Raw genomic sequence first — 23,141 nt, forward strand, 5'->3', positions numbered from 1 at the left:
CCGACTGGATTCCACGGGTCCAGGCAGAGTCGGGGCGGGGGACGCTCCCCGGCCCGCCGTCCACGCGAGAAAGGTGCCCGTGATGGAAGCGGTGGCTCTAGTCATTTTGCTGGTCGTCGTCGTCGGAGCGCTGATCGTCCTGACGTCGTCGGTCCGCGTCGTGCAGCAGTTCGAGCACGGCATCGTGTTCCGGTTCGGCCAGGTGCAGCGGGGCGGCGAGCTCCGCCGGGGCGCGGTCCGCATGCCCGGCATCACGGCGATCGTCCCGGTCGTCGAGCGGATGCAGAAGGTCAGCCGGCAGACGGTCACGATGGGCGTCCCCGGCCAGGACGGCATCACCCAGGACAACGTGAGCGTCCGCGTCGACGCCGTCGTGTACTTCCGCGTGATCGACCCGGTGAAGGCGATCGTGAACGTCCAGAACTACGGGTACGCGGTGTCCCAGGTGGCGCAGACGTCGCTGCGGTCGGTCATCGGCCAGGCCGACATGCAGGAGCTGCTCGGCGAGCGCGAGAAGATCAACACGCGGCTCCGCGGGATCATCGACGCGATCACCGAGGAGCCGTGGGGCATCCTGATCGAGCGCGTCGAGATCAAGGACGTGTCGCTGCCGGAGGGCATGAAGCGGTCGATGGCCCGGCAGGCGGAGGCCGAGCGGGAGCGCCGCGCGCGGATCATCACCGCGGACGGCGAGTTCCAGGCGTCCAAGCGGCTCGCCGCGGCGGCGGAGATCATGTCGCAGGACCCGGCGGCCCTGCAGTTGCGGCTGCTCCAGACGGTCGTCGAGGTGTCCGCGGAGAAGAACAGCACGCTGGTCATGCCGCTGCCGGTCGAGATCCTGCGGTTCTTCGACAAGGTCGCGGGCGGTTCCCCGGCGAGCGGCTCCGGCGGCGGCGAGGGCGCCCCGGACCTCGGGGAGCGGCTCGCCAGGGCCGAGCAGGAGCTGGCCCGCGCCGCCGAGACGCCCTCGACGCTGGAGTCGGCCGAGGACGTCCCGCCGGTCATCGGACTGGACGAGCCGAAGCCGCGCCACGACTCCGGCGAGCCGCGCGGGATCACCGGCGGCGACGAATCGGAGCGCCCGCCGCAGACCTGACCGTCCCCCGGTCTCAGGGTTCAGGGGACGAGGACCAGGCGGCCGCGTAGACCGCCCGCCGCCAGGCGCTCGTGCGCCTTGGCGGCCTCGTCCAGGGAGAGCGTGCCCGCCACGCGGAGGGTCAGGCGCCCGGCGTCCGCGAGGTCGGAGAGCTGCGCCAGCCGGGCGCCGTCGGCGCGGATCCACACGTTGCGGACGGTGATGCCGCGCAGCGGCAGCGGCGTGACCGGGCCCCCGTTGACCGCGGCGAACGTCCCGCCGCTGCGGACGGCGTCCAGCGCTCGGACGCCGAGCAGCGCCGCGTCGAGCGCTGCGTCCGCGCCGCCGGGGACGAGCGCCCGGACCGCGTCCCCGAGATGCGCGTCGCGCGGCACGAACAGCTCCGCGCCGAGCTTCTGGACGAGCGCCTCGTCCGCCGCCGAGGCCGCCCCGACGACCCGCAGCCCGCGCCGCGCGGCGAGTTCGACCGCGTAGCCGCCGACCGCCCCCGCGGCGCCGGTGACCAGCAGCGTCCCGTCCGCCGGGAGGTCGAGGAGGTCGAGCGCCTGGAGCGCGGTCAGGCCGTTCAGCGGGATCGTCGCCGCCTCGACCGCCGGGACCGACCGGGGCGCGCGGGCGATGGAGGCCGCGTCCAGGACGACCGCCTCCGCGTACGTCCCGACCGGCACGTCGAGCCGGTCCCGGACGCCGATGACCTGGTCGCCCTCCGCGAAACCGGTCACTCCCCCGCCGACCGCGTCGACGGTTCCGGCGACGTCCCAGCCGATTCCGGTGTGCTCCCGCTCGCCGATGGGCGGCATCAGCCCCGCGTCGGCCAGGACGCCCGAGCGGGTGGCGGCGTCCACGGGGTTGACCGCGGCGGCGGCCACCTTGATCCGCACCTGACCAGGCCCGGGGATCGGTAGCGGGACGTCGGCGACCTCAAGCGCCGCCGGCCCGCCGGGTGCCCTGACGATGATCGCGCGCATGCCGAGACTCCTTGCCTCAAAGGGGATTTCGCGGGGAGAACCCCCGCATCGCCCACCTTCGCCGGAACAGCGGCGGGCCGGAAGGAGTTACTTCCGAGTGCGTTCGGCACCAGGAGGTGAGCCCGTGACGACGATGACGGCGGCGCAGCGCCGCGAGCGGGACAAGGCGGATTTCGACGCCTACATGGAGGCGTGCCCCACGCACCAGCTCGTCGGCATCCTCGGCAACAAGTGGAGCGCGATGATCCTCGGCCGCCTGGCGGGCGGCGCCCGCCGGTACGCCGAGCTCGCCCGGACGATGCCGGGCGTCAGCGCCAAGATGCTCACGCAGACCCTCCGCTCCCTGGAGCGGGACGGCCTCGTCTCCCGCTCGGTCACGCCGTCCGTCCCGGTGCAGGTCGAGTACACGCTCACGCTGCTCGGCGAGCGGATCATCCCGCTCGTCACCGCCATGCACCGGTGGGCCGACCACAACATCGACGAGATCCACGCGGCCCGCGCGCGGTACGACGCGGCGACCACCGCCTCCTAGGGCCACGCGCCGCCCCCTAACTCGATGCGGAGGGCCCCTGCCATAAGCTCGCCGCATGACCAAGTGGGAGTACGCGACCGTGCCGCTGCTGGTGCACGCGACCAAGCAGATCCTCGACAACTGGGGCCAGGACGGGTGGGAGCTCGTGACCGTCCTGCCGGGGCCGAACCCGGAGAACCTCGTGGCCTACTTCAAGCGCGAAGTCCAGTCGTAGAGCCGCACCGATGTTGTAAAGCCGCATCGGGGTCGTTGAGCCGCATCGAGGAGGAGTGGTCATGAGCACGCCAGAGGAGCGCCTGCGGGAGCTGGGAATCGAGCTGCCGGACGTCGTCCCGCCGGTCGCGTCGTACGTCCCGACGGCCCGGACGGGCTCGCTCGTCTACACGTCGGGGCAGGTCCCGGTGGTGAAGGGCGAGGTGCACGTCACCGGCAAGGTCGGCGCCGAGGTGGCCGCCGACGAGGCCGCCGGGCAGGCCCGGATCTGCGCGCTGAACGCGATCGCGGCGCTGAAGGCGGAGGTTGGCGAGCTGTCCCGGGTGCGGCGGATCGTCAAGGTCGTCGGGTTCGTCGCCAGCGCGCCGGACTTCTCCGGCCAGCCCCAGGTCGTCAACGGGGCGAGCGACCTGCTCGTCGAGGTGTTCGGGGACGCGGGCAGGCACGCGCGCAGCGCGGTCGGCGTCGCGGCCCTGCCGCTGAACGTGCCCGTCGAGGTCGAGCTGATCGCGGAGGTCGACTGAGCCCCGGCAGGTCGGGCCGGATGGTCTCGGCGGACTCGGTGAACTTGACGGAATGGCATTCGGTATGTCCGAATGGGCCCGCCATGAGAACCACGAGCCCGTCGAGCCGCCGGTGACCGGCTTCAAGCTCCCCGCGTCGTTCCGCGCCCGCTTCGAGGAGCTGCGGTCCGGCCGTGCCGAGATCGCCCCCGCGCGGCACGCGGCCACGGTCGCCGTCCTGCGCGACCACGACCGGCACGGGCTGCAGGTGTTCCTGATGCGCCGCGTCCGGTCGATGGCGTTCGCGCCCGGCGCGTACGTGTTCCCGGGCGGCGCGGTCGACCCGCGCGACGGGGACGCGGCGCTCGCCTGGTCGGGCCCGCCGCCCGCCGAGTGGGGGACGGCGTTCGACGCGGACGAGACGCTGGCCCGCGAGCTGGTCTGCGCGGCGGTCCGGGAGACGTTCGAGGAGACGCTCGTCCTGCTCGCCGGGCCGACCGCCGGCACCGTCGTGGACGACACCCGCGGCGGCGCCTGGGAGGCCGACCGGCTGGCCCTGCTGGACCGCTCCCTCTCGTTCGGCGAGTTCCTCGACCGGCGCGGCCTCGTCCTGCGCGCTGACCTGCTCCGCCCGTGGGCGCACTGGGTCACCCCGCGGATCGAGCCGAAGCGCTACGACACCCGGTTCTTCGTGGCCGCGATGCCGGACGGCCAGCGCGCCAGGGACGTCAGCACCGAGGCCGACCGGGTGGCGTGGGTGCGCCCGGCGGAGGCCGCGGAGCGGGGCGCGTCCGGCGACTGGCCGATGCTGCCGCCGACGATCACGACGCTCGCCGAGCTGGCCGAGTTCGGCACGGTCGCGGACGTGCTGGCGGCGCGGCGGCGGATCACTCCGGTGGAGCCGACCGCGAAGATCATCGACGGCGACGTGTACCTCGTCCTCCCCGAGGCCCTGCCCGAAGCCCTGCCCGAAGCGCTCCCCGAGTAGCCGGATGGGGGCCCGCCGGACGCCGCTGAGCCGGGCCGTGATGTGGCGGCTCGCGGGGACGTCCGCGCTGCGCCGCCTCGACCGGCTGGGCTGGAACCCGGTCGATCATCCCGATCGCGCCTCGGGCAGGATGGGAGATATGACGGAGATCGACGGGATGGGCACCGAACGCGCCACCTGCGTGCTCGCGCAGAACCCGTCCGCCATGACCCTGGACGGCACCAACACCTGGATCATCGCCGAGCCCGGATCCGACGCGGCCGTCGTCGTCGACCCGGGGCCGAAGGACGGCAAGCACCTCAAGCGCGTGCTGCGGACCGTCGAGGAGCAGGGACGGCGGGTGGGGCTCGTCCTGCTGACGCACGGCCACCCCGACCACTCGGCGGGCGCCGGGAAGTTCGCGGGGATGGCGGGCGGCTCAGTCAAGGTGCGGGCGCTCGACCCGAAGCACCGGCTCGGCGACGAGGGCCTCGGCGAGGGCGATGTGATCACCACGGGCGGTGTGGAGCTGCGGGTCATGGAGACGCCCGGCCACAGCGACGACTCGCTGACGTTCTGGCTCCCGGCGGACGGCGCCGTGCTGACCGGCGACACCGTCCTCGGATACGGGACGACCGTCCTGGAAGGGAAGCTGGGCGACTACCTGAGCTCGCTCGACCGGCTCCGGAAGTTCTCCGCGAGCGTCGAGGCGGCGACGATCCTGCCCGGTCACGGGCCCAGGCTGGACGATCCGATCGCCGTCCTGGACCACTACATCGACCATCGCCGCGAGCGGCTCGCCCAGGTCGAGGCGGCCGTGCAGGCGGGGGCGCGGACCGCCCGCGAGGTCGTGGAACGTGTATACGCGGACGTCGACAAGGCCCTGTGGCCGGCCGCCGAGTGGTCCGTGCAGTCCCAGCTCGACTATCTGAACGAGCGGTGAGCGGGGCGGCCCGCACCACGCCGCACGGGCCTGTTGATCAAGGGGTGGGGCAGTCGGGTCGGAGGGTCACTTGGAGCGCTTGCGGAGGCGCTCGATGTCGAGGATGACGACGGCGCGGGCCTCGATGCGCAGCCAGTTCCGCTGGGCGAAGTCGGCGAGCGCCTTGTTGACCGTCTCCCGGGACGCGCCGACGAGCTGCGCCAGCTCCTCCTGGGTGAGGTCGTGGTGGACGTGCAGCCCCGCCTCCGACGGCTGGCCGAACCGCTCGGCGAGGTCGAGCAGCGCCTTCGCGACGCGCCCGGGGACGTCGGTGAACACGAGGTCGGCCATCACGTCGTTGGTCTTGCGCAACCGCTGCGCCAGCGCCCGCAGCAGCTGGACGGCCACCTCGGGGTGCCCGGTCAGCCAGGGCCGCAGGTCGTCGTGGCCGAGCCCGGCGAGGCGGCACTCGGTCACCGCGATGGCGCTCGCGGTGCGCGGCCGCGGGTCGAACAGCGACAGCTCGCCGAACATCTCGCTCGGGCCGAGGACGCTCAGCAGGTTCTCCCGGCCGTCCGGCGCCGTCCGGGTCAGCTTGATCTTGCCTTCCAGGACGACGTACAGCCGGTCGCCGGTCTCGCCCTCGTTGAACAGCGTCTGCCCGCGGGCGAGGCGCACCTCGGTCACGTTGGCGCGCAGCGCCTTGGCGCCCTGCTCGTCGAGGGCCTCGAAGAGCGGGGCTCTGCTCAGAACGTCCACGTCGCGATCGGTCACGCTTCTCCTCCTCGAACACCCGACATGCCTAGTGTGACGTACGTCCCACCGTGTGGTTGAAGGCAGGGTCACGGCGCGCCGACAACGCGGGACCGGTGCGAACGTCCCGGCCAGGGCCGCCGTGGTCCCGTTCGCCCAGTGTACGGACCATCGGGTGAATGCCGTCACACCGGTCTCTTCGCCCGTTACCGGACGATCAACCGGGTCCGCGGGGTGCCATAGGCTGATCGGATGCCCGAGCCCGCGCCGCGCCGGCTTCCGAGGGGGCGGCACGCGCTGTCCCGGTCGGAGGTGGAGCGGGTGCACCGCGACCGCCTGTGCGCGGCGATGGCGGCGGCGATGGCCGAGAAGGGCTACGTGGGGACGTCCGTCGAGGACGTGCTGAAGCGGGCCAGGGTGTCCAGGCAGAGCTTCTACGGGGTGTTCTCGTCCAAGCTCGACTGCTTCATGGCGGCGTTCGACAAGGCCAGTGAGCTGCTCAGACGCCGTCTCGCGGACGCGGCCGGGGGCGGCGGAGACCCGATGGCGCGGTTCGAGCGGGCGTTCGGCGCCTACCTGGAGGCGCTCGCGTCGGAGCCGGGCTACGCGCGACTGTTCCTGGTCGAGGTGTACGCGGCGGGGCCGGAGGCGGTGCGGCGGCGGTCGGAGATCCAGCACGGCCTGGCCGAGGACCTCGCGGGCCTGATGGGGGTGACCGGGGAGGCGTCCCGGTTCGCCTGCGAGATCGTCACGTCGGCGGTCGGCGCGATGGTGACTCCGGCGGTCGCGGCGGGCGACATGGACGCGGTGCGGGCGGTCGGTCCGCCGGTCGTCGAGCACGTCCGGCTGCTGCTCCGCTCGGGCGTCCTGGACGCCTAGCGCGTGTGGTGATCCTCACTCCGAAACCGCTGGTCAGCGCCCTCTTACACGGTCCGGCTGGACGCGCAGCGCGGTGATCACCGTGGCGAGCATCTCGTAGTGTCCGGCGAGCACGGCCAGTTCGACGCACTCGCCCTCGGACAGGTGGGCGCGCAGCCGCGTCCAGGCGCCGTCGGCCAGGTCGCGGTCGGCGTGGAGTCCGTCGACGGCGGCGAGGATCGCCTGCTCGCGCGGGGTCCAGCCGGCGGCGTGCGGGCCTTCCTTGAGGCGCTCGACGTCCCGTTCGCGGACGCCCGCGCGGCGCCCGAGGCGGACGTGGTGGTCGAACTCGTAGCGGCATCCGCGCAGGTGGGCGACGCGGAGGATGACCAGCTCGGTCTCCCGGCGAGGCAGCGAGCCGCCGGGCATGAGGCGTCCGGCGAACCAGAGCCAGCCGCGGAACAGGCCGCGGCGGCGGGCGAGGGTGCGGAACAGGTTGGGCGGGCCCGTCCCGGCGGCGCGTCCCGCGACCCGGCAGACGAGCCAGTTCACCGCCCCGATCTCGCGGATGCCGCCGGGGGCCACCCGGGGGACGCCGGACGCCGCCGTCACAGGTGAGATTCCGGTTGCGGCGTGGTCAGCTCGACCTGCTCCGCGCGGGCGATCTCCAGGATCCGGCGCAGATCGCGCTGGACGACCCGGTCCACGACCGGCTGCGCGATCATCCGGAACGGCAGCACCCCGCCGACCCACCACGGCGCGACGACGCGCTTGGAGCGCCGGGCGATGCCGCGTTCCAGCGCGTCGATGCCCACGTCCAGCGGGGTGACCGCCGAGACGAGCCCGCTCAGGCGCTGGGACCCGGTCAGCGCGGACGCGGCCTCCGTCCCGAACCCGCGCCGCGTCATGTCCGTGTCGAGCTCGGCGAAGTACGCGACGCCCGCCTTGGCCCCGTAGGGGCGCAGCTCGGCGCGCAGCGTGTCGCCCAGCGCCTCCACCGCCGCCTTGGACGCGCTATAGGCCCCGAGCAGCGGAGCGTGGACGGCGGCGGCCAGCGACGCCACGGCCAGCGCGTACCCCCGTTCATGACTGATGTGCGGCCCGGCCGCGCGCAGGGTGTTGTGGACGCCCAGCACGTTCACCCGCAGGCTCTGCTCCAGCACGGACGGGTCGCCGCCGACGACCGGCATCTGCGCCGCCACGCCCGCGTTCGCGACGACGACGTCCAGCCCGCCGCCCAGCGCCCGGACGGCGGACTCGACGACCTCGGCGACGCCGTCCCGGTCGGTGACGTCGCACGTCCACCAGGGGGCGGGGCCGCAGCGCGCCGCGACCGGCGCCAGCAGCTCCGGCTCCAGGCCGGTGAGCGCCACCTTCGCGCCGCGCCCGTGCAGCCGGGCGGCGAGGGCCGCGCCGATGCCGCGCGCCGCGCCCGTGATCAGCACCCGGCGGCCGGTCAGCGTCGCCGTCCAGCGGGACGAGTCCAGGATCATGCGCGCGACCCTAACATAAACAAACACCATCGTCTTTTTAAGGCGGACGCGCCGACGCCGAGCGGGGACCGGCGGGCGGGATGAGGCTTTAGGCTGGCCGTCATGGTGACGGAGGCGTCCAAGAAGGCGCGGGCGGGAAAGTGGAAGAACGAGTCCCGGCTCTCGCTGGTGCGGCGGGCCCGCCGGATCGACCGGATGCTCGCCGAGACCTATCCCGACGCGCACTGCGAGTTGAACTTCGCGACCCCGTTCCAATTGCTCGTCGCGACCGTGCTGTCCGCGCAGACGACCGACATGCGGGTGAACCTGACCACGCCCGCGCTGTTCGCCAAGTACCCGACCCCGGAGGACCTCGCCGCGGCCAACCCCGAGGACGTCGAGGCGATCCTGAAGCCCACCGGGTTCTTCCGAGCCAAGACGAAGTCGGTGATGGGGCTGTCCGTCGCGCTGCGCGACCGGTTCGACGGCGAGGTCCCAGGGAAGCTGGAAGACCTCGTCACCCTTCCTGGGGTCGGGCGTAAGACGGCCAACGTCGTCCTGGGGAACGCGTTCGACGTCCCAGGAATCACCGTCGACACCCACTTCGGCCGTCTCGCCCGCCGTTTCGGCTGGACGACCGAGGACGACCCAGTGAAGGTCGAACAGGAGATCGGCGAACTGATCCCACGCAAAGACTGGACGATGCTCTCCCACAGGTTGATCTGGCACGGACGCCGGATCTGCCACGCGCGCCGTCCCGCGTGCGGGGCGTGCCCCGTCGCGCGGCTCTGCCCGTCCTTCGGCGAGGGCCCGACCGACGAGGAGACGGCGCGGAAGCTCGTCAAGCCAGGGCCCTTCTCATGACCTCTGTACGCGGCGGGGGAAGGAACGAGAGCCTCCCAGAGTTGGGACGGACGTGACCCACACCGCCCCCACCTCTCCTCAGTGGCTCGAACGGTTCCGAGCCGAAGGCCCCCGGGTGCCGGTGCCGCCGATGTTCCGGCCCGTCGACGGCGCCCGCGCGGCCGCCGTCCTGATCCTCTTCGGCGAGGGCCCGGACGGCCCGGACGTGCTCCTCACCGAGCGCGCCGCGACCCTCAACAAGCACGCCGGGCAGCCCGCGTTCCCCGGCGGCCGGATCGACCCCGAGGACGACGGCCCGGTCGCGGCGGCGCTGCGCGAGGCGTGGGAGGAGGCGGGCGTCGAACCCGCCGGCGTGGACGTCCTGTGCACGCTGCCGGAGCTGTACCTGCGGCACAGCGAGCACCTGGTCACGCCGGTCGCCGGATGGTGGCGGGAGCCGTCGGAGATCGCGCCCGGCCATCCGGGTGAGGTCGCGATGGTCGCGCGCGTCCCGATCGGGGAGCTGGTCGACCCGGCGAACCGGCTGATGGTCCGGCACCCGTCCGGGCTCCGGCTCGGGCCCGCGTTCCGCGTCCGCGACATGCTCGTGTGGGGGTTCACGGCGGCGCTGCTGACCACGGTGCTGGACGCGGGCGGCTGGAACCGCCCCTGGGACGAGGACCGCGTCGAAGACCTGCCGCCGGTGCGCTGACGCCCTCCCGAACCGGCCAGGGCCAGCCCGGAACGACGCCTTCGCAGGTCAGCCCGCCATTGTCCGGCGGGGCGGTCGCGCGAGGGCGTGCACGTCATCCTCGGCGGCTACCCATCGCGCCTGAATCTGGTACAGAGAGGGGACGTTAACGGGGTGCGCGGCCCTATACGGTGAAGCGGTGCTGCACGACCACGTTCTCGACCTGATCCTGCTCGTGCTCGTCGTGCTGTTCGGGGTCTCGGGGTACCGGCAGGGCTTCATCGTGAGCCTGCTCAGCTTCGTCGGCTTCGTCGGCGGCGGCGTCGCCGGGGTGCTGATCGCGCCGCCGATCGCCGAGGCGGTGGTCGACGGCGCCGCGCAGCAGGCCCTCCTCGCCATCGTGATCGCGTTCCTCACCGCCACCCTCGGCCAGCTCGTCGCCTCGTCCCTCGGCGCGGTGCTGCGCAACCGGGTGACCGGCATGAACGCCCGCAACGCCGACGCGGTCGGCGGCACCTTCGTCAGCGCGATGTCGCTGCTGGTCGTCGCCTGGTTCTTCGGGAACCTGGTCGCGAACTCCGAGTTCCAGCCGGTCCGGACGCAGGTCAAGGGCTCCTCGATCATCGGCGGCATCAACGACGTGATGCCGCCGCAGGCGCAGACGTGGTTCACCTCGTTCCAGGGGTTCGTGAAGAGCAGCGAGTTCCCGCAGGTCTTCAACGGGCTCGGCGGCGAGTCGGTGGTGCAGGTCCCGCCGCCGGACGAGTCCGTGCTGAACACCCGGGGGCTGCGCGCCGCCAAGGCCAGCATCGTCAAGATCGTCAGCACCGCGCCGCAGTGCCAGCGGCACATCGAGGGCACCGGGTTCATGTTCGCCCCCGACCGCATCATGACGAACGCGCACGTCGTCGCCGGGGTGCGCGGGGCGTCGCTGGTCACGTCCGCGAAGGGCCGGACCGCGCGGGGACGGGTCGTCCTGTACGACCCGAAGCGCGACGTCGCCGTCCTGTACGCGCCCGGCCTGGACGTGCCGCCGCTGAAGTTCGCCGGGGAGGCCCGCGTCCGGGACAGCGCGATCATCGCCGGGTTCCCGCGCAACCAGCCGTTCCGGCCCGAGGCCGCCCGGATCCGCGCCCGGCAGACGGCCCGCGGCCCGGACATCTACCACTCCGGCCAGGTCAACCGCGAGATCTACGCCATCCGCGGCAAAGTCGAGCCGGGCAACTCGGGCGGGCCGCTGCTGTCCACGGACGGCCGTGTCTACGGGGTCATCTTCGCGGCCGCGCTCGACTCGCCGTCGACCGGCTACGCGCTGACGGCGGCTGAGGTCGCCCCTGACATGCGCGCGGGCCTGAACGCGACGGAGCCCGTGTCGACGCAGAAATGCTCCGACTGAGCTAAGGCTTGGTCAGGCGGAGTTCGACCGGGTCGTCGTGGGGGTTCGCGGCCAGTTCGCGGGTTTGCTTCACGATTCCCTGGACGTCGATGCCGTGCGGGGGAGCGTCCTCGTACGGGACGAGCCTTTCCGCCGCCCTGCTTAGCAGCGCCTCGGCGCCTCGCGCGTTTCCACGGCGCAGATGGGTCAGCCCTACGGCGACCTGCGCGAGACCCCTCCACAGCTCCCGTTCCCCATCCGGTGACGCTTTCCAGGCCGCTTCCAGTACCTCGTGCGCGTGGAACGGGCGGTCTGCGTCCAAGAGGGCCTGGGCTTCGGCCAAGGCTTCCTCTGGAGGGAGGTCGATGTCGTCCGGCATGGTCGGTATCCCGGTCGCGCCATGCGGAAGCGGACGGCCGTAGGCGTCGCGCGGCCGTGCGTTGCGTGGGCGTCCAGACTCGTCCCGGTCCCGCATGCCTCCACGTTACGCCCAGGTTCAGCGGTCGGGCTCAGTGCTCCGGCTCCGGGTCGGTCAGCCAGCCGAGGAGCTGCGCGTCGAACACGTCCGGACGTTCCTGGTGCGGGAAATGCCCCGCCCCCTCGATCAGCTTCCAGCGGTAGGGCGCGCTGACGTAGCGGCCCGAGCCCTGCGCGCTGCCGGGGAGGGTGCACGTGTCGAGCGCGCCGTGCAACTGGAGCGTCGGCACGCGGATGGGTGCGCGCATGCGGTGCGCGTAGCGGATGCCGTCCGGACGGGCCTGCGACCTGATCAGCCAGCGGTGGTATTCGAGCGCGCTGTGCGCCGCCCCGGGGATCTGCACCGCCCGGCGGACGAGCCGCTCCGTGCGCTCGTCCGGCCAGCCCGGCGCCGACCAGTCGTGCAGGAGCTTCCCGGCGAGCGCCGCGTCGTCGCGGACGAGCCGCCGCTCCGGCCACATCGGCACCTGGAACCCGAACGTGTGCCGCGCCGCCCAGCCCTGCCCGCGCGGGTCGCCCGCGACCGACTGCCGCAGCCGCAGCGGGTGCGGGGCGCTCACGACCGCCAGCCGCTGGACGACCTTCGGGTGGTAGACGGCCATCGTCCAGGCGAGGAGGCCGCCCCAGTCGTGCCCGGCGACGACGGCGTTGGCCTCGCCGAGCGCCCGGACGAGCCCGGCCGCGTCCCCGGCGAGGGTGATCAGGTCGTAGCCGCGCGGCGGCTTGTCGCTGCCGCCGTAGCCGCGCAGGTCGACGGCGGCGGCGCGGTAGCCCGCCGCGGGCAGCGACACGAGCTGGTTGTGCCACGACCACCAGAACTCGGGGAAGCCGTGCAGCAGCAGCACGAGCGGGCCCTCACCGGCCTCGGCGACGTGGAACCGCGTCCCGCCCGCGCTGATCTGGCGGTGGGTCCACGGTCCGTCCACCTCGACGAGGGACGCGTCGTGCCCGGACATGCCGCCGGTCAGCCCGTCAGCTCGGGGGCGCCCGGGTCGCCGCGGTGGCGGAGCGCGGACAGGTCGTCCTTCAGCGTCCGCCGGGTCCGCTTCGCCCCGTCGATCTTCCGGATCCGGAGATAGCCGATGAGGATCAGCAGCCCGGCGAGCACCAGGTACACGCCGGCCACGATGAGGAACGCGGCCCAGTGCCAGATGCCGAGCGCCACCAGCCCGTACGCGAGGGAGATCGACAGCAGGATGACGATCAGCCCGCCGATCAGCGCGGCGATCGTGAACATCACGCCGCCGAGCGCCGCCTTCTTGGCGTCGGCCTTGAGCTCCAGCTTGGCCAGGTCCATCTCCGCCCTGACCAGGTTGGAGACGTTGCTGGACGCCAGCGCGACCAGCTCGCCGATGGACCTGTCGTCCCCGGCGCCCTCGCCCGGCAGTTGCTCGGACATATCGCTAACTCTCCTTCAGTCCGGACGCGCGCAGACGCGTCCTTCTCCGGAAGACGACGGCGGCGGCCGCCGAGGCGAGAACGCTCGCGATCAGGACCGCAGTCGTCACTCTCTCGAATTGTGACGGGTCGGTATAGGCCAAACCGCCGATCAGCAGCGAAACGGTGAAACCCACCCCGGCCAGCAGCGCGACGCCCGCGATCTCCTGCCAGTGCAGATCCTCCCCGAGGGTCGCGAGGCCCAGCCGGACGGCCGCCCAGGCACCGCCGAGGACTCCCACGAACTTACCGATCACGAGCCCGGCGATCACGCCGAGGGCCACCCGATCGCCGAGCACGCCCCCGAGCTGGGACGCTCCGAGCCCGACGCCCGCCGACAGGAACGCGAAGACCGGCACGGCCACCCCCGCGGAGAACGGTCGCAGGGCGTGGTCGGCGCGTTCGGCGTTGGTCGGACGTCCGTCCGGGGCCTCTTTGGAACTGGTGAGCATTCCCATCGCGACCCCTGCGACGGTCGCGTGGATGCCGCTCCGCTGGAGGAAGTACCAGGCGAGTACCGCGATCGGTACGTATATCCAGGGCGACCTCACGTTCTTGTACTGGAGCCACCCGTAAAGGGCTATCAGCGCCACTGCCAGGAGGAGCGGCACATAGGTGAGCCCGTTCGTGTAGAAGAGCGCGATGATGGAGATGGCTATGAGGTCGTCCACCACGGCGAGGGTCAGCAGGAACGCTCGCAGTGGGGCCGGGCATGAGGTGAACGTCACGGCGAGGACGGCCAGGGCGAACGCTATGTCCGTCGCCGTCGGCACCGCCCAGCCGCGCGCCGCGCCCGGCTCGCCCGCGCTCACCGCGAGGAAGACCAGCGCCGGGACCGCCACCCCGGCGGCGGCCGCGATCACGGGCAGCGCCGCGTCCCGCGGGTTGCGCAGCTCGCCGTGCGTCAGCTCCTCGCGCAGCTCCAGTCCGGCGATGAAGAAGAACACGGCGAGCAGCGCGCTGGACGCCCAGTGCTGAACGTCCATGTGCCCGAGGTTGAGCCAGTCCGGGCTGATCTCGTATTTCTGGAGGTCTTCGTAGGCGTCCGCCCAGGGCGTGTTGGCCCACACCAGCGCGGCCACCGCCGCGAGCAGCATGATGACCCCGCCGATCGTCTCGGTGCGCAGGGCCGAGGCGACCTGCGTCCCGTAGCGGACGGTCGGACGGAAGGGCCACGTCGCGGCGACGCGGCGCCGCACAGGTGGGCGCGCCATGCAGAGAACCCCCGGAAGGCCGTGGACGATCTGGTCGAAGCCCGCTCGCTCTAGACGAGCGAGCGGCCATTTGCCGACCAGACTTCCCGGCGCACCTCCTCAGACCTTACCCAAACGACTGGCTGCCGGGACGGCGCGGCCCGCGCCCGGCGGGGTGCGCCGGGCGCGGGCCGATGGGTCCGTTTCGGGGGGACCCGCGTCGTCAGTCCTCGGACTTGGCGCTCGGGAGCTTCTCCGAGATCAGGTCCATCACCGTGCTGTCGGCCAGCGTGGTGACGTCGCCGATGCTGCGGTTCTCCGCCACGTCCCGCAGCAGCCGCCGCATGATCTTGCCGGAGCGGGTCTTCGGCAGCTCCGGGACGATCATGATCTGCCGGGGCTTGGCGATCGGGCCGAGCGTCTTCGAGACGTGTTCGCGCAGCTCCCGCAGGAACTCCTCGCCGTCGACGTCGCCGCCCGCGTCGCCGCGCGGGATGACGAACGCGACGATCGCCTGCCCGGTCACCGGGTCCGTCGCGCCGACGACCGCCGACTCGGCGACCTTCGGGTGCGAGACCAGCGCCGACTCGACCTCCGTCGTGGAGATGTTGTGGCCGGACACGAGCATGACGTCGTCGACGCGGCCGAGGAGCCACATGTCGCCGTCCTCGTCGCGCTTGGCGCCGTCGCCCGCGAAGTACAGGCCGTCGAAGCGCGACCAGTACGTCTTGACGTAGCGCTCGTCGTCGCCCCAGATCGTCCGGAGCATGCTCGGCCACGGCTCCCTGACCACCATGAACCCGCCGCCGCCGTTCGGGACGGACCGGCCCTGGTCGTCCACGACGTCCGCCGCGATGCCCGGCAGCGGGCGCATCGCCGCGCCCGGCTTCCCGGCCGTGACGCCCGGCAGCGGGCTGATCATGATCGCGCCGGTCTCGGTCTGCCACCAGGTGTCGACCACGGGGGTCCGGTCGCCGCCGATGTGCTTGCGGTACCAGACGTACGCCTCCGGGTTGATCGGCTCGCCGACCGACCCGAGCACGCGCAGGGACGACAGGTCGTACTGGGCGGGGATGTCGTCGCCCCACTTCATGAACGTCCGGATCGCGGTGGGCGCGGTGTAGAAGATGGACACCTTGTACTTCTGGATGACGTCCCACCAGCGTCCCCGGTCGGGGGTGTCGGGGGTGCCCTCGTAGATGACGCTGGTCGCGCCGTTGGCGAGCGGCCCGTACACGATGTAGGAGTGGCCCGTCACCCAGCCGATGTCGGCGGAACACCAGTAGACGTCCGACTCGGGCTTCAGGTCGAACACCGACCAGTGCGTGTAGGCGCACTGGGTCAGGTAGCCGCCGGTGGTGTGCAGGATGCCCTTCGGCTTACCCGTCGTCCCGGAGGTGTACAGGATGTACAGCGGGTGCTCGGAGTCCATGGGCTCGGCGGTGTGCTGGTCGCTCTGCCTGTCGACGACGTCGTGCCACCACAGGTCGCGTTCGTTCTCGGCGACCTGCTCCCCAGTGCGGCGTACGACGAGGACGTGCTCGATGGACGGCGTCTGCGCGACGGCCTCGTCCACGATGCCCTTGAGGTCGGACGGCTTGCCGCGCCGGAACCCGCCGTCCGAGGTGATGACGAGCCTGGCCTGCGCGTCGTCGATGCGGGTGCGCAGTGCCTCCGCGGAGAAACCGCCGAACACGACCGAGTGGGTCGCGCCTATGCGCGCGCACGCCAGCATCGAGATCGGCAGTTCCGGAATCATCGGCAGGTAGATCGCGACCCGGTCGCCCTTGCGGACACCCAGTTCGAGCAGCGCGTTCGCAGCCTTGTTCACCTCGTGCTGGAGGTCGGAGTAGGTGAGCGTACGGGAGTCGCCCGGCTCACCCTCCCAATGGAACGCGACCTTGTCTCCGCGTCCTGCCTCGACGTGCCGGTCGACGCAGTTGTAGGCGACGTTCAACTCACCGCCGACGAACCATTTGGCGAACGGCGGATTGCTCCAGTCCAGGACTTCATCCCACCGCTTGGTCCAGGAGAGCCGATCCGCCTGCTCCGCCCAGAAGGCGAGACTGTCCGCGGCCGCCTGCTCGTACGCCTCGGCCTTGACGTTGGCCGACTCGGCGATGTCCGCGGGCGGGGGGAAGCGGCGCGTCTCCTGCAGAAGGTTCGACAGTGTCTCTTGGCTCTGGCTCAACGCTCACTCCTTGCTAGCTGAAGCGTGGGGTCGCCCGGTATTCCCACTCCACCAGGAAGGTCCCGGTCACCACAAGGCCGCGGCCAGGGGGTGTCGTGGATGACGAACGCGACCGGCGCTCACGGCTCGGGATGGTGTTGTGTGATGTTCCCGACACGGCGGATTCCGGTGTACCGCCGCTTGGGGGACCGCTTACGTTCTACGTGCCCGAAGGGTCTCGCGTCTATGCGAACGGTGCCTCCGGTTAGCGCGCCGGGCTGCTGTCCGGGGGATGCGTCCGGGCACGTGGGGAGGTGTCCGGATGGTGTGGGGTGCTGTCCGGGTGGACGGGCGTACCGCATAAGGTCGGGCCGTGACCGATCCCCTTGCCGATGTGGCGAACCTGCCCGGAGTGTCCGGTGCGGTGGACGAGGCGCGCTCCGCGGTGGACCGGCTGCTCGGCCACCGCGTCCTGCGGCGGCGCAGCGCCGAGGTGTCGACGGAGTCGGCTCTGCGTGGGGCGCGGGCCTCGGCGGTCCTGGAAGGTTCTTTCGTCACGCTGGAGGAACTGCGCACTACGGATAACCCTGCTGATCCTGTAGTTCAGGGTTCTTTGCGCGTGTCCGCCGAGTTGGGGTCTTTGGCCGAGACATGGCGTAGGGCTCCTCGGCAGGCTCTTGCGCGGATGCACGTCCTCGCGGCGGCGGACGCGGTCGATGCCGCCTCTCTTGGACGTCCGCGCTTGGACGACGGTCCTGTTCAGGACGTGCTGGGTCTTGGCGAGCCGCCGTCGCCGTCCGAGGTGGCGGCGCGGTTGGACGCCCTTAGCGGGCTCCTGACCGGTGGAACGAAAGCGCCCGCTTTGGTGGTCGCGGCCATTGTGCACGGCGAGTTGTCGACGTTGCGTCCGTTCGGATGGGGAGATGGGCTCATCGCCCGTGCCGCCGAGCGCCTCACCCTTGTCGCCCGTGGGCTCGACCCCAAGTCACTGGTCGCGCCAGAGGTCGGGCACCTGGAACTCTCCGAGGGTTACGGCGAAGCGCTCCGTGCGTACGGGACGGGCACGTCGGAGGGCGTCGCGCAGTGGATCGCGCACTGCTCCGCGGCTGTGGCCGCCGCCGCACGCGACTCCCAGGCGATCTGCGAAGCCTTCATGCGCGGCTAAGTCCTGGCCGGTGGCCTGGTTCGCGGGTGGCCTGGTTCGCGGGTGGCGGGGTTTGTCGGTGGCGGGGTCCATGCTGGGGGAATGGCCGATCGCATGCACGGACGTCCCGCCGCGCCCACGAAGACGACCATCTCGTCCGCCGACTGGGATTCGCGTGACCTGACGGGCGAGAACCACGAAGCCGTCCTGTTCATGGACGTCGACATGACCGAGGCCCATGGCATCGGCGCGGTCTTCACCGACTGCACGTTTCGCGGGGTGCGGTTCAACGCGTCCACCCACACCGACGCCGCGTTCGTGAACTGTACGTTCGTCGCCTGCGGCTTCTTCGACGCGACCTTCAGCGGATGCAAGCTGCTGGGCAGCATGTTCGACCGCTGTACGTACGACCTGTTGAAGGTCAAGGGCGGCGATTGGTCGTTCACCGGTCTGCCGGGGGCCGACCTGCGCCGGGCCTCGTTCACGGACCTGCGCATGCGCGAGGCGGACCTCACGGGCGCGCGATGCGACGGAGCCGAGATCCGCTCCGTCGACCTGTCGGGTGCGTCACTTCACAAGGCCGACTTTTCGGGCTGTGATCTACGCGGAAGCGACATCTCGTCGATGGATCCGCGCACCGTGGAACTGCGGCGCGCCGTGATCGATCCGTTTCAGGCGGTCGTGCTCGCGACCGCTCTGGGACTGGACGTGCGCGAACGGTAACCGATCTTTCGTCAGGAGCAAAGCCGCCTGTCAAGCCGAAGGCGGATCCGCCGCGCGAAAACCCCGGGACGTTCGGCTCGGCACAAAGCGAACGGCGCCCCGCCTCCGGGACGCCGCCGCCAGTCACGTCACACCGGGTTACCAAGCGTGCACCTCATATCCGTCGGATCGGGTCAAGCCCGTCTCGACGCGCCTCCCGCGGCTGGTCGCGCGTGGGTGCCCGGCTGCCGTGCTCGGACACGTGGTCCGTATGACCTTCCTACGCCTTATTTGCCCAGTTGACAAGGCCCTGTCCGGAAAGCGGGCCCGGTCGGCGAGTGCCGCGCCGCGCGGGGCGCGGGTGTCCAATGTGGCCAATGCGGGATGGATTACGCCATTCCGGACTAACCGGAACCCGGGCAATGGTCGCAAAAACGATCACGCACCGTGATCGTTTTCATTTGCGCGGACCGATCCCGGCGCCCGGGGTAGGAAAGATCTTTAGTTCTCCTGTACGCTCGCATGCCCGTGCCGATGCACGTACTGTGCATGGGTTCGCGGCGTCCTGTCGGTTACGGGACGGCAACTTGCGGCACCGATCCGGTACGCGTTGAGGGGATCGTCCCAAGTGGGTGAGAAAAATCGTCACCTGCTAGGCGAGTTTGTGACTCGATCGAACTCTCAACGGTCGCGCAGCATATGTTGTATCTGCTTAGACTGGAGTCAGTGAGTTTGCCTCTGCTATAGAGCGAACTTGCGTCGGCTTAGCCGAACTCCCCAGGTCTTTCTCGGGAAAGCGGCCCGGCTCTACCCCCCCGGAGCCGGACCGCATGGCGACCCCCGCTATCCCCCCCGGCGGGGGTCGCCCAATCGTGGGACGCGGGGCGGCGGCGCAGACCTCTCCGGCGCCACCGCCCCGCCGTCTCCCGGTCGCTCGCTGATTCCCCCGCCGTCTTTCCGCACGCTCCCCAGGGTTTTCGTGCGGTCTTCGCGGCCGGTCTCCCCGCAGCCGCCGCGGCGGATGGTCGCGGCCGGTCGTCCGCGCCGGCCGGTCGTCCGCGCCGGTCGGTCGGTCGCGGTCGGTCGTTCGGGGGCGGCGTTCGCCGGGGGGCGGCGAAGTTATCCACAGTTCGCGCAACGTCTTCATCGCCGACGCGGCGCGCCGCAAGGTGGATGTCTCCGAACGTCGAAGGAGCATCCGATGAACCTCGCGGCACTGATCGTCACGGGCGACGCCGCCCTCGCCGACGGCCTGCTCCGCCTAGCGGCCGCCGCCGACGCCCACGCCGAGGTCGCCCACGATGCAGACGAGGCCAGAGCCGCCTGGACGTGGCCCGCCCTCGTACTTGTAGGCGCCGACATCGCGGGCGCCGTGGCGTCCGCCGGTTTACAGCGGCGCCCCGGCGTCGTCCTGGTCACCCCCGCTTCCGCCACGTCCGAGACGTACCGGCTGGCCGTCGAGGTGGGCGCGCAGGACGTCGCCGCTCTGCCCGACCACGAAGACTGGCTGGTCGACGCCTTCGCCGCCGCAAGCGAACCCGAAGGCGGCTGGGCGACGACGCTCTGCGTCGTCGGCTCGCGCGGCGGCGCCGGGGCCAGCGTCCTCGCCGCCGCGCTCGGCCTCACCGCAGCGGGCCAGGGCCTGCGCACCCTGCTGGTGGACGCCGACCCGCTTGGCGGCGGCGTCGACCTCATGCTCGGGCTGGAGGAGCAGGAGGGCGTCCGCTGGCACGACCTCGCCGACCGGCGCGGCCGCCTCAACACCGCGACGCTCCGCGAGACGCTGCCGTCGTCCGGCGACCTCTCCGTGCTGTCGTGGCGGCGGGGCGCGCCCGTCCCGGTCTCCGGCGAGTCGGCCCGTTCGCTGCTGGACGCGGCCGTCCGCGGCTTCGACCTGGTCATCGCGGACGTCCCCCGCTACCCGGACGACGTCGGCCGCGCCGCCCTGCGCTCCGCCGACCTGACGTTCGTGCTCGTCCCGGCGGAGGTCCGCGCGACCGTCGCCGCCGACGGCCTGGCCGCCTCGCTCCGCCGCGACACCGACGAACTGCGGCTCGTCGTCCAGGGCCCGGCGCCGGGCGGGCTTACGGCCGACGCGGTCGCGCACGCGCTCGACATCCCGTCCGCGGGCGCCTACGAACGCGACCGCCGCCTGCCCGCCGCCGTCGACGAGGGCGCCCTCGAACGAGCCTGCCGCCGCGGCCCCCTCGCCGAGTTCTGCTCAAGCGTCCTCGCCGACCTGGCCCTCCAGCCCTACGCCTACCGAGAGGAGATCGCCGCATGACCGCTACGAACCGCCCGCCCCAACACGCCGCCTCCGGTCCCTGGGCTGCGAAGCGAGCCTCCGGACGCCCGCCCTTCACGGGCCTCGGGTTCGTCCTCCAGAAAGGCGGGGGCGCGTGAGCAGCCTGTCCAACGCGGTCCGGGGCCGTCTCGCCGACCTCGGCGGCGAGCCGACCTCCGGCCTGGTCGCCGCCGCGCTCCGGGCGGAGGAACGGCTCCTCGGCGACCGCGAGGTACTGGCGCTGGCCGACGAGTTACGCGCCGAGTTCGTGGGCGCGGGACCGCTCGATCCACTGCTGCGCTCCCCTGACATCACCGACGTCCTCGTGAACGGCCCCGACGAGGTCTGGATCGACGCGGGCTCCGGCCTCGTCCGCACCGCCCTCCGATTTCCGGACGAGGCGTCCGTCCGCCGCCTGGCCCAGCGCCTCACCGCCGCCGCGGGACGCCGCCTCGACGACGCGTCCCCCTACGCCGACGCCCGCCTCCCGGGCGGGGTGCGGCTGCACGCCGTCCTCCCACCGATCGCCCCGACCGGCACGTGCCTCTCCCTGCGCCTCCCACGCCGCCGCGCCTTCACCCTGGACGAATTGGTCGCGGCCCACACCGTCCCGCCCGAAGGCGCGGATCTTCTCGCCGCGCTGATCGAGTCCAGAGCCGCCTTCTTGATCACCGGTGGTACCGGCACCGGCAAGACGACCATGTTGAGTTCCTTGCTCGGGCTGGCGAACTCCGCCGAACGCCTGGTCCTGGTCGAAGACTCGGCGGAGCTGAGACCGTCCCATCCCCATGTCGTCCGGTTGGAGGCACGTCCGCCCAACATGGAGGGCGCGGGAGGTGTGACCTTGAACGACCTCGTCCGCCAAGCCCTGCGCATGCGCCCCGACCGCCTGGTGGTGGGCGAAGTCCGAGGCCCGGAAGTCGTATATCTCCTCCAGGCTTTGAACACGGGCCATGAGGGTGGATGCGGGACCCTCCATGCGAACAAGGCGGCGGACGTTCCGGCCCGCCTGGAAGCGCTGGCCTGTGCGGCCGGGCTGTCCCGCGAGGCGGTGCACAGCCAGCTGTCCGCCGCCCTGGACGTCGTGGTTCACCTGGTCAGGGAACCGGCCGGTGGCCGCCGCCGGGTGGCGGAGATCTGTCTCCTGCGCCGGGCGCCCGATGGGCTGGTGGGCGTCGTCCCGGCGGTGTCGTTCACGCCATCCGGCGAGATGGTCTCGGGGCCGGGTGCTGAGCTGCTGTCCGCCCGGCTCACACCATGAGCACCACGCTCGCGTCGCTCTGCGCGGCCGCCGCGGTCTGGATGCTGCTGACCCCGTCCCCGGCCGCCATCCGTCTAGACCGCCTCGTCCCGCCCCAAACCGCCAAGCCGTTCAGCTCCGTAAAGACCAGGGTCGAGGCGCTTCGGGCCCGTAGGACGCTCCCTCATCGCCGACGCATGTCCGTCATCGAACTCTGCGACGCGATGGCCGCCGAGCTGGCCGCTGGCCGCACACCCGACGAGGCGTTCGCGGCGGCCGTCACCGTCCTCGACCCGGACGTCTCGAAAGAACTCCTCAACCTTCCTCCTCCGCCCTTCGACCACCTGGCGGAACTGGCGAACCGGCCAGGAGCCGAGGGCCTACGCCTCCTGGCCGCCTGCTGGCGGGTGGGCGCCGAACGCGGCGGGGCACTGGCCACCGTCCTGGACGGCCTGGCCATCGCCCTGCGCGACGAGGAGTCCCAACGGCAGGACGTCGCAGTCCAGCTGGCGGCCCCACGTGCGACAGCCCGCCTGCTTGCGACGCTCCCTCTACTCGGCGGGGCGATGGCCGCCGCCCTCGGCGCACACCCGCTGTCCTTCCTCTGCGGGACGCTCCCCGGCCTCGCCTGCCTGGTCACAGGCGCCGCCCTCAACCTGACCGGCCTCTACTGGACGCGCCACCTGGCCAGATCAGCAGAGTTCCCGCACTGACCGTCCGCACAAGACGAGGTGAAGAGATGACGACATTGATGGCTGTCCTCTGCGCAGCGGCCTCGGCCTACTTCCTGGCCAGAGGCACCAACCCCGCCGATCAACGCCTCACAAAGCTCCGCAGACCAGGCCCGCCCCGCGCCCCCGCCAACCATGAGCAGAACGGACCGCCCCACTCCCTCAGCCCGAAGGCACCCGACCACCCTCGTGATGACGCATGGCTGGCACCCCTTCAACATGCATCGCCACCTGACCATGAAAGCGAACCCACCCGATCTCCCTGGCGCCCTGTCCCACAACACAGGAGATCGGTCCTCCGATCAGCCAATCGCCCCGGACCTACCTATTCATCTGGATCGGGGACGGACGAGCAACGGATAGTCCGGCTGCCGGGGGAGCACACGTGATCTGGTGGCCTGACCAGGGTCCCGGGGGTGGCCGGTCGCGCAAGAGTCCGGGCCTCACAACGTGGCTTCACGCCCCTGTGAAGCGCCGAAGCCGCAACCGTGCCGACGAGCCCACGAATCGACGACCGAACGAGCCCGGCCCACGCACCCGAGGACTTCACAGTCGCGGCCGAGTGCCCCG

Annotated in this window: 24 protein-coding genes; 15 read left to right on the forward strand and 9 right to left on the reverse strand. The window is 71.8% G+C overall.

What is annotated here, in order from left to right:
- The first annotated feature begins 82 nt into the window (after positions 1–82).
- A complete protein-coding gene (locus tag FXF65_RS13860) occupies positions 83–1,096 on the forward strand; it encodes a slipin family protein (protein WP_148350325.1) in 1,014 nt (337 codons plus the stop codon).
- Between the two features lie 20 nt (positions 1,097–1,116).
- On the opposite strand, the gene FXF65_RS13865 is transcribed toward FXF65_RS13860, so the two are convergent.
- Complete coding sequence (locus FXF65_RS13865) at positions 1,117–2,064, reverse strand: NADP-dependent oxidoreductase (RefSeq protein WP_148350326.1); 948 nt, start codon at positions 2,062–2,064, stop codon at positions 1,117–1,119.
- Between the two features lie 133 nt (positions 2,065–2,197).
- Here FXF65_RS13865 and FXF65_RS13870 point away from each other — a divergent pair, with 133 nt between their 5' ends.
- The 5 genes from FXF65_RS13870 to FXF65_RS13890 all read left to right on the forward strand — a co-directional run bounded on the left by FXF65_RS13870 (position 2,198) and on the right by FXF65_RS13890 (position 5,222).
- Positions 2,198–2,596 (forward strand): winged helix-turn-helix transcriptional regulator, encoded by a 399-nt coding sequence (locus tag FXF65_RS13870; protein WP_246198653.1) that lies wholly within the window; start codon positions 2,198–2,200, stop codon positions 2,594–2,596.
- 55 nt (positions 2,597–2,651) lie between these two features.
- Positions 2,652–2,810: a Sp36 family protein gene (gene sp36 / locus FXF65_RS13875; protein ID WP_131897152.1), complete on the forward strand. Its 159-nt coding sequence runs from the start codon at positions 2,652–2,654 to the stop codon at positions 2,808–2,810.
- A 61-nt stretch (positions 2,811–2,871) separates the two neighbouring features.
- On the forward strand, positions 2,872–3,333 hold the full coding sequence (locus FXF65_RS13880; protein ID WP_148350328.1) for a RidA family protein: 462 nt from the start codon (positions 2,872–2,874) through the stop codon (positions 3,331–3,333).
- 52 nt (positions 3,334–3,385) lie between these two features.
- Positions 3,386–4,300 carry an NUDIX hydrolase gene (locus FXF65_RS13885; RefSeq protein ID WP_246198595.1) on the forward strand — a complete coding sequence of 305 codons (915 nt, stop codon included), beginning with the start codon at positions 3,386–3,388 and terminating at the stop codon, positions 4,298–4,300.
- 4 nt (positions 4,301–4,304) lie between these two features.
- Positions 4,305–5,222, forward strand: coding sequence for an MBL fold metallo-hydrolase (locus FXF65_RS13890; protein WP_222868551.1), 918 nt, complete (start codon positions 4,305–4,307; stop codon positions 5,220–5,222).
- 66 nt (positions 5,223–5,288) lie between these two features.
- Here FXF65_RS13890 and FXF65_RS13895 read toward each other — a convergent pair whose 3' ends face one another.
- Positions 5,289–5,975, reverse strand: coding sequence for a Crp/Fnr family transcriptional regulator (locus tag FXF65_RS13895; RefSeq protein ID WP_067483689.1), 687 nt, complete (start codon positions 5,973–5,975; stop codon positions 5,289–5,291).
- A gap of 231 nt (positions 5,976–6,206) precedes the next feature.
- On the opposite strand from FXF65_RS13895, the gene FXF65_RS13900 reads away from it, so the two are divergent.
- Positions 6,207–6,833 carry a TetR/AcrR family transcriptional regulator gene (locus FXF65_RS13900; RefSeq protein ID WP_246198602.1) on the forward strand — a complete coding sequence of 209 codons (627 nt, stop codon included), beginning with the start codon at positions 6,207–6,209 and terminating at the stop codon, positions 6,831–6,833.
- A gap of 33 nt (positions 6,834–6,866) precedes the next feature.
- Here FXF65_RS13900 and FXF65_RS13905 read toward each other — a convergent pair whose 3' ends face one another.
- Positions 6,867–7,424 (reverse strand): carboxymuconolactone decarboxylase family protein, encoded by a 558-nt coding sequence (locus FXF65_RS13905; protein WP_148350329.1) that lies wholly within the window; start codon positions 7,422–7,424, stop codon positions 6,867–6,869.
- On the reverse strand, positions 7,421–8,305 hold the full coding sequence (locus tag FXF65_RS13910; protein WP_148350330.1) for an SDR family NAD(P)-dependent oxidoreductase: 885 nt from the start codon (positions 8,303–8,305) through the stop codon (positions 7,421–7,423). Before FXF65_RS13910 ends, FXF65_RS13905 begins: the two co-directional genes overlap by 4 nt.
- Positions 8,306–8,407: 102 nt before the next feature.
- Between FXF65_RS13910 and nth the strand changes: the two genes are divergently transcribed.
- The 3 genes from nth to FXF65_RS13925 all read left to right on the forward strand — a co-directional run bounded on the left by nth (position 8,408) and on the right by FXF65_RS13925 (position 11,214).
- A complete protein-coding gene (gene nth / locus FXF65_RS13915; protein ID WP_148350331.1) occupies positions 8,408–9,148 on the forward strand; it encodes an endonuclease III in 741 nt (246 codons plus the stop codon).
- Between the two features lie 130 nt (positions 9,149–9,278).
- Positions 9,279–9,839: an NUDIX hydrolase gene (locus tag FXF65_RS13920; RefSeq protein ID WP_148350332.1), complete on the forward strand. Its 561-nt coding sequence runs from the start codon at positions 9,279–9,281 to the stop codon at positions 9,837–9,839.
- Between the two features lie 178 nt (positions 9,840–10,017).
- The gene (locus FXF65_RS13925; protein WP_187412278.1) at positions 10,018–11,214 is read left to right on the forward strand and encodes a MarP family serine protease; all 1,197 of its coding nucleotides are present in this window, start codon (positions 10,018–10,020) and stop codon (positions 11,212–11,214) included.
- Between the two features lies 1 nt (position 11,215).
- On the opposite strand, the gene FXF65_RS13930 is transcribed toward FXF65_RS13925, so the two are convergent.
- The 5 genes from FXF65_RS13930 to acs all read right to left on the reverse strand — a co-directional run bounded on the left by FXF65_RS13930 (position 11,216) and on the right by acs (position 16,491).
- Positions 11,216–11,668: a DUF309 domain-containing protein gene (locus tag FXF65_RS13930; RefSeq protein WP_148350333.1), complete on the reverse strand. Its 453-nt coding sequence runs from the start codon at positions 11,666–11,668 to the stop codon at positions 11,216–11,218.
- Positions 11,669–11,702: 34 nt separating this feature from the next.
- Positions 11,703–12,626: an alpha/beta fold hydrolase gene (locus FXF65_RS13935; protein WP_148350334.1), complete on the reverse strand. Its 924-nt coding sequence runs from the start codon at positions 12,624–12,626 to the stop codon at positions 11,703–11,705.
- 8 nt (positions 12,627–12,634) lie between these two features.
- The gene (locus FXF65_RS13940) at positions 12,635–13,069 is read right to left on the reverse strand and encodes a phage holin family protein (RefSeq protein WP_148350335.1); all 435 of its coding nucleotides are present in this window, start codon (positions 13,067–13,069) and stop codon (positions 12,635–12,637) included.
- A 4-nt stretch (positions 13,070–13,073) separates the two neighbouring features.
- Positions 13,074–14,321 (reverse strand): Na+/H+ antiporter NhaA, encoded by a 1,248-nt coding sequence (nhaA, locus tag FXF65_RS13945; protein WP_246198604.1) that lies wholly within the window; start codon positions 14,319–14,321, stop codon positions 13,074–13,076.
- A 202-nt stretch (positions 14,322–14,523) separates the two neighbouring features.
- Positions 14,524–16,491: an acetate--CoA ligase gene (gene acs / locus FXF65_RS13950; RefSeq protein ID WP_148350336.1), complete on the reverse strand. Its 1,968-nt coding sequence runs from the start codon at positions 16,489–16,491 to the stop codon at positions 14,524–14,526.
- A gap of 352 nt (positions 16,492–16,843) precedes the next feature.
- Here acs and FXF65_RS13955 point away from each other — a divergent pair, with 352 nt between their 5' ends.
- From FXF65_RS13955 to FXF65_RS13975, 5 genes are all read left to right on the forward strand, one after another.
- Positions 16,844–17,635: a Fic family protein gene (locus FXF65_RS13955; RefSeq protein ID WP_148350337.1), complete on the forward strand. Its 792-nt coding sequence runs from the start codon at positions 16,844–16,846 to the stop codon at positions 17,633–17,635.
- A gap of 42 nt (positions 17,636–17,677) precedes the next feature.
- Entirely contained in the window at positions 17,678–18,337 is a 660-nt protein-coding gene (locus FXF65_RS13960) for a pentapeptide repeat-containing protein (RefSeq protein ID WP_246198606.1), read from the forward strand.
- Positions 18,338–19,517: 1,180 nt separating this feature from the next.
- The gene (gene ssd, locus FXF65_RS13965) at positions 19,518–20,600 is read left to right on the forward strand and encodes a septum site-determining protein Ssd (RefSeq protein WP_148350338.1); all 1,083 of its coding nucleotides are present in this window, start codon (positions 19,518–19,520) and stop codon (positions 20,598–20,600) included.
- A gap of 115 nt (positions 20,601–20,715) precedes the next feature.
- On the forward strand, positions 20,716–21,861 hold the full coding sequence (locus FXF65_RS13970; protein WP_148350339.1) for a TadA family conjugal transfer-associated ATPase: 1,146 nt from the start codon (positions 20,716–20,718) through the stop codon (positions 21,859–21,861).
- Positions 21,858–22,553, forward strand: a complete 696-nt coding sequence (locus FXF65_RS13975; protein ID WP_148350340.1) for a type II secretion system F family protein — start codon at positions 21,858–21,860, stop codon at positions 22,551–22,553. Before FXF65_RS13970 ends, FXF65_RS13975 begins: the two co-directional genes overlap by 4 nt.
- Positions 22,554–23,141: the final 588 nt, after the last annotated feature.

Origin of the sequence: Actinomadura syzygii, from assembly GCF_008085905.1 — a bacterium.
GTDB lineage: Bacteria > Actinomycetota > Actinomycetes > Streptosporangiales > Streptosporangiaceae > Spirillospora > Spirillospora syzygii.

Excerpts from the sequence above, each read along its gene's own strand:
- FXF65_RS13860 (WP_148350325.1), top strand. The coding sequence starts at position 83 with ATGGAAGCGGTGGCTCTAGTCATTTTGCTGGTCGTCGTCGTCGGAGCG.
- FXF65_RS13865 (WP_148350326.1), bottom strand. The coding sequence starts at position 2,064 with ATGCGCGCGATCATCGTCAGGGCACCCGGCGGGCCGGCGGCGCTTGAG.
- FXF65_RS13870 (WP_246198653.1), top strand. The coding sequence starts at position 2,198 with ATGACGGCGGCGCAGCGCCGCGAGCGGGACAAGGCGGATTTCGACGCC.
- sp36 (WP_131897152.1), top strand. The coding sequence starts at position 2,652 with ATGACCAAGTGGGAGTACGCGACCGTGCCGCTGCTGGTGCACGCGACC.
- FXF65_RS13880 (WP_148350328.1), top strand. The coding sequence starts at position 2,872 with ATGAGCACGCCAGAGGAGCGCCTGCGGGAGCTGGGAATCGAGCTGCCG.
- FXF65_RS13885 (WP_246198595.1), top strand. The coding sequence starts at position 3,386 with ATGGCATTCGGTATGTCCGAATGGGCCCGCCATGAGAACCACGAGCCC.
- FXF65_RS13890 (WP_222868551.1), top strand. The coding sequence starts at position 4,305 with ATGGGGGCCCGCCGGACGCCGCTGAGCCGGGCCGTGATGTGGCGGCTC.
- FXF65_RS13900 (WP_246198602.1), top strand. The coding sequence starts at position 6,207 with ATGCCCGAGCCCGCGCCGCGCCGGCTTCCGAGGGGGCGGCACGCGCTG.
- FXF65_RS13910 (WP_148350330.1), bottom strand. The coding sequence starts at position 8,305 with ATGATCCTGGACTCGTCCCGCTGGACGGCGACGCTGACCGGCCGCCGG.
- nth (WP_148350331.1), top strand. The coding sequence starts at position 8,408 with ATGGTGACGGAGGCGTCCAAGAAGGCGCGGGCGGGAAAGTGGAAGAAC.
- FXF65_RS13920 (WP_148350332.1), top strand. The coding sequence starts at position 9,279 with ATGTTCCGGCCCGTCGACGGCGCCCGCGCGGCCGCCGTCCTGATCCTC.
- FXF65_RS13930 (WP_148350333.1), bottom strand. The coding sequence starts at position 11,668 with ATGCGGGACCGGGACGAGTCTGGACGCCCACGCAACGCACGGCCGCGC.
- FXF65_RS13935 (WP_148350334.1), bottom strand. The coding sequence starts at position 12,626 with ATGTCCGGGCACGACGCGTCCCTCGTCGAGGTGGACGGACCGTGGACC.
- FXF65_RS13940 (WP_148350335.1), bottom strand. The coding sequence starts at position 13,069 with ATGTCCGAGCAACTGCCGGGCGAGGGCGCCGGGGACGACAGGTCCATC.
- nhaA (WP_246198604.1), bottom strand. The coding sequence starts at position 14,321 with ATGGCGCGCCCACCTGTGCGGCGCCGCGTCGCCGCGACGTGGCCCTTC.
- ssd (WP_148350338.1), top strand. The coding sequence starts at position 19,518 with ATGAACCTCGCGGCACTGATCGTCACGGGCGACGCCGCCCTCGCCGAC.
- FXF65_RS13975 (WP_148350340.1), top strand. The coding sequence starts at position 21,858 with ATGAGCACCACGCTCGCGTCGCTCTGCGCGGCCGCCGCGGTCTGGATG.